General features: G+C 36.5%; 4 protein-coding genes and 1 pseudogene. 1 reads left to right on the plus strand and 4 read right to left on the minus strand.

All coding sequences use genetic code 11. The features are described from left to right. From BW961_RS29200 to BW961_RS29210, 4 genes are all read right to left on the minus strand, one after another. A partial coding sequence (locus tag BW961_RS29200; RefSeq protein WP_076577007.1) for a transposase occupies nucleotides 1-267 on the minus strand: 267 nt, incomplete at its 3' end. A 301-nt stretch (nucleotides 268-568) separates the two neighbouring features. After that, nucleotides 569-1717 (minus strand): copper amine oxidase N-terminal domain-containing protein, encoded by a 1149-nt coding sequence (locus tag BW961_RS29205; protein WP_068591709.1) that lies wholly within the window; start codon nucleotides 1715-1717, stop codon nucleotides 569-571. Between the two features lie 103 nt (nucleotides 1718-1820). Continuing rightward, entirely contained in the window at nucleotides 1821-2039 is a 219-nt protein-coding gene (locus BW961_RS30220; RefSeq protein ID WP_139331801.1) for a hypothetical protein, read from the minus strand. 469 nt (nucleotides 2040-2508) lie between these two features. Continuing rightward, nucleotides 2509-2712, minus strand: coding sequence for an aspartyl-phosphate phosphatase Spo0E family protein (locus tag BW961_RS29210; protein WP_068591712.1), 204 nt, complete (start codon nucleotides 2710-2712; stop codon nucleotides 2509-2511). Nucleotides 2713-3893: 1181 nt separating this feature from the next. Between BW961_RS29210 and BW961_RS29215 the strand changes: the two are divergent. Further along, nucleotides 3894-4137 (plus strand): annotated as a pseudogene (locus BW961_RS29215) (hypothetical protein); the annotation flags it as partial.

The following is a 4137-nucleotide window of genomic DNA, read 5'->3' on the forward strand; positions in this document are numbered from 1 at the left end:
GTTTTCCGCTTCAAGGCGCTTTAGCTTAACCTCAGGATCTTCTGATCGAGTTCTCGGTCTACCCACTCCAGGGCCTATTGCTTTGCCTCTTTTCTCCTCCAGTCCTTTCATTCCCTCCGCTTGAAAATGATTCACCCAACGTCGGACTAAGGAATGGTCGATATCCAATTCTTTACCTACACTCTTGTAGCTCATTCCCTTTTTGAGATAGAGATTGACTGCCTTTTTCTTAAATGTAACATCGTAAGTCTTCCTAATTTCGCCCATAAAAAAATCCCCTCCATAATAGACAGATTAATCGGCTTGCTTTTTTCTGTCTACTATAAGGGGAGCATATCAAATTGTGGGGTGCTTTTTGTTATGATCCAGCCATTTCAGTTGTTAAAAGTAACGTAGAACGGGCAATTCGTTGGAGTCATTATGCTAAGTTGTAGTAGTGAATTACTATGAAGTAACTTGAATCAAGGTGAAGGAGGGTGACCTAGGGAAAAGAACCTTCAATGAATTTTTTCAAAAACAATGGCTAGATAAAGTTCTAAACAATAAGAAATTCAACTAGCCAATTACTTTATGGCGTTACAAGCTCATGGTGATGCCCCTTCAGATCGATTCTATAATTTCCAAATGTTTTTTTCCTAACATCAGAGCTTTCATCGCCAAAACGTTGATAGCCAAATGTAGTGATACCGTTATCATTAATTGGCCAATCATGGGCCTTACCTAATGTGTCAAAACCATAATAAAATCCAGGCTTACCTAAATAATCAGAAGACCATTGTCCATTGTTAAACGTTGCAGATTTTAAATTACTTGTTTCATTAGCATCGAGTATACCACGCTCATATCTCGTCAAATAATAGAGATCGTTTAGATATGTTTTTACCGCCCTTATCGGTGCTTTTTCAATCGCTACCCTTGTTATCACTTCTCCATCCACACGGTATAAAATAAATTCCTGCGTTGTGTTATAGGCATAATTCAAATAAAAATGGCCCATATCTGTATTAAACCATATATCCCCTTGTCGAACCGAGTTTGTATCCTCAATCAATTCCTGATAAACAAAAGACTTGAAATCATAGAAATTATTGCTAAATAATAATTGTCCGTTTTCTTTAATGACTACCATAAAACGGTCACTATAGACAATGGATTTTCCTTGGTATAGTAATTCATAAACGCGGATAAGATTAGAGTTTTCAATCGCTGTTGCGTTAACATCCCTAATTATAATTAAACTATATGGTTGTATCTCTGACTTTTTTAAATAGAGTACTTTTTTATTAAATGCCTCGCCAATATACCTTAAAGGAATATACGTTGTATTGTTGTAAATGCTTGGGGCCACATCCATTTCACTCGATTTCCCATTTATAGAAATATCGTCCTTTCCTATTTTCAATAAAATGGTTTTGTCAGCGTATTTAATGGTAATGGACTGATTTTTTGTATTAAAATCTACCTTTGCACCAAATCCTTCAGAAATAAAACGAAGGGGGACTAATGTTCTTCCATCTTTAACAATCGGCTGAACGGCTGACACCTTCTGCCCATTAATAAATGCCATGGAGCTTTCAGGAGAAAGAACCATACTATTTTTCAAGTCATATTCTGTTACATCTTCATAATAGTCATGAAGATTTTCCCCGTGTGCCGTATAACCAAAAGCTAGGAACAATGTAAAAGTGAATAATGTGAGGATCATTTTAACTTTCATTACTACACCTCTCAATAATGAATTTTTTATTTTAAAGATACATATAAGTCAGTATTACCAATATATGTATTATCCACATTGTACACTTTTCCGTCAGGGGTTGCTACCCTAATGGCCATTCCTCTGTCGTTACTTTACTACCTGATGTAAAGGCAACCCAATTATCTGAGCTATTTTTATACTTCATTTCATAAGCCCTCACTTGAAAATGCTTAACATTCCATAGTTGTAGTGGTGGAGTGTACCCTGTTGCTTGATAAGCAGCTATGATTAGCCGTGCAGAGTTCGGAACAGAAGTGACTGTTGCATCGAAAGTTCTCACAACTTAAGAAAAAAATCAAAAAAACATTGAGTATTCGTGATAAAGTTCTGCTCTGCACATACTTTTTGATGATTGTTGCTTTGGGCGCGTATATCCTGTGGTAAAGGAAGCATCTCTAATCTCGGGGTTAAGCTAACGGGACACGTTAGTTCAATAAGGACAGCGGCAGTCTAAGACTTTATTTTTCAAGTCTTGGTCCGCCGCTGTTTCATTTTTATGGTCAGTCTAATACTTATTTTTTGAAGTCTGGCGATCATTATTCTCATAAACCGCGTTAAATCAGGCACCTCAGTCTAAAACTGTATTTTCACTGGACAGCAGAAAGGCCCCGATTCTCCATTCTACCTTTCCTTCGAAGTGAACTTCGTCCAAGAAAGAAGAAAATGGATTCTAGGGCCTTTTTTGCGTGCTTGGGGATGTATCATAGACAGACATGCACACAAAAGCTAGTGTTTTGTTCAGATGTCCTTTATTGAGCAACCACTAACTGCTCATGCTGCTTGATTACTCCTACTACTGTTTTCTTTTTTTGCTTTTGATAGATAGCGATATATCTATCCAATTTGTGGCTAATTGCAACAACACTTTCATGTGTAAGACTGTCTTGTACTAATGCTTCCTTAACCATTTGAAGACGCACTGTTTCGATTTTTTCTATGAGGAATAGTTCCACTCTACTTATCTCCGTTCCTGTTCCTATAAGACGACAAAAGATATTATATATCAGGAAGCTGTAAAAGCCTGTAACTATTTGTCGTTGAAATTGTGACTAAATTGTGTCTCAATTTAGTGTTTGTTCTTGATTGCAATTCGTTGCATAAAAAACCAGTTTTTCCTTACTTTACAAGGGAATCTGCGTATTACACTTTCTTACAATCCACCAAATTATCTGGAATTGAAAATCAAAATTCAATTTTGATCTTTCCCCAAACCAGAACAAAATTCACGGTGTTTTGGATTTTGATTTTACTTCACTTGATATTAACTTTATGGAATTTACCATTTCCCTTAATCACATCATACAATTGACAAACGGATCATGGGATATAACGGAGGCATTTAGAGGCTACTCTCAATTTCGAAGATGTATATATCAAGAAATGAATCAACTGCAGTTTTTGACTCAAATTTACCATATTACTGTACTTCATATTACATCGGTCAGCATTATTCTGGAAAAAATATCGAGCAGAACTTTAATTACATCCTAAGTCAATTTCAAACAAGGAATGACTGGCTGAACAAACATCTCTCTTCAATCAATCAGCTGATTGAAGAGTACTTACTTTGATCCATTTGTTCAACTAACGGGACACGATAGTTGAATAATACACATTGATGAGCAGGTGCTTCGGTATCCTGCTCTTTTTATTAAACGCATCATTGGCAACCCAAGAGGTCTAGAAAATGACCTATATAGTGATCAAGGTGATTTGTACGTTGAAGTTTTAATAAGACCTGACGTTAAGCAGACGCTGCCCATTCGGTGGCGTTTTTTATTGGGAGGAGGTGAGGTCACAACTGAAAAAGGAGCCTTATAATTAGGACTCCTTTTTTTCTGGGAATCAGGGTTTAATCGGGTAAGTGACCAAGTTCTTGTCCTCCGACACAAATGCTGTTTGTGCTGTATCTGGCTTTATTGGTCTGTTCATTTTTATTTTGTATGTAAAAAAGACATTACATATATCTCGGTCGAACCCCATGTAGTAATGGAACTAAATTATGTAACAGAACACAAAACAACGATTCATTCATTATGTTTCTTTCTCAGCCAACCCGAAACAAACTTTTTAGGGGAGCTCATACGTCTTACTTATGTAAGAGACAACAAGCATATACGGAGGTTTTAAAAAAATGAAAAAGCAGTACATAAAGAAAATTCCTTTTTTAGCGCTGGCAGGTTTCATTTGTGCAGTAAGTTTCGGTGCACCTCAAGTTTCATTAGCAAATGAGGCACCCTCAGCCCAAAAAAGGGTAACGCAACAGTCCCAAAAAACTATAGGAAAAATAGAAATTGGTCAAAAATTTAGAGTACCCGAACTTAAACTTAAGGAAAATACGTATGTACTTGATTACATATTGTCCGATATTAACGGTG

The organism is Paenibacillus macquariensis (genome assembly GCF_900156375.1).
Lineage (GTDB): Bacteria > Bacillota > Bacilli > Paenibacillales > Paenibacillaceae > Paenibacillus_AQ > Paenibacillus_AQ macquariensis.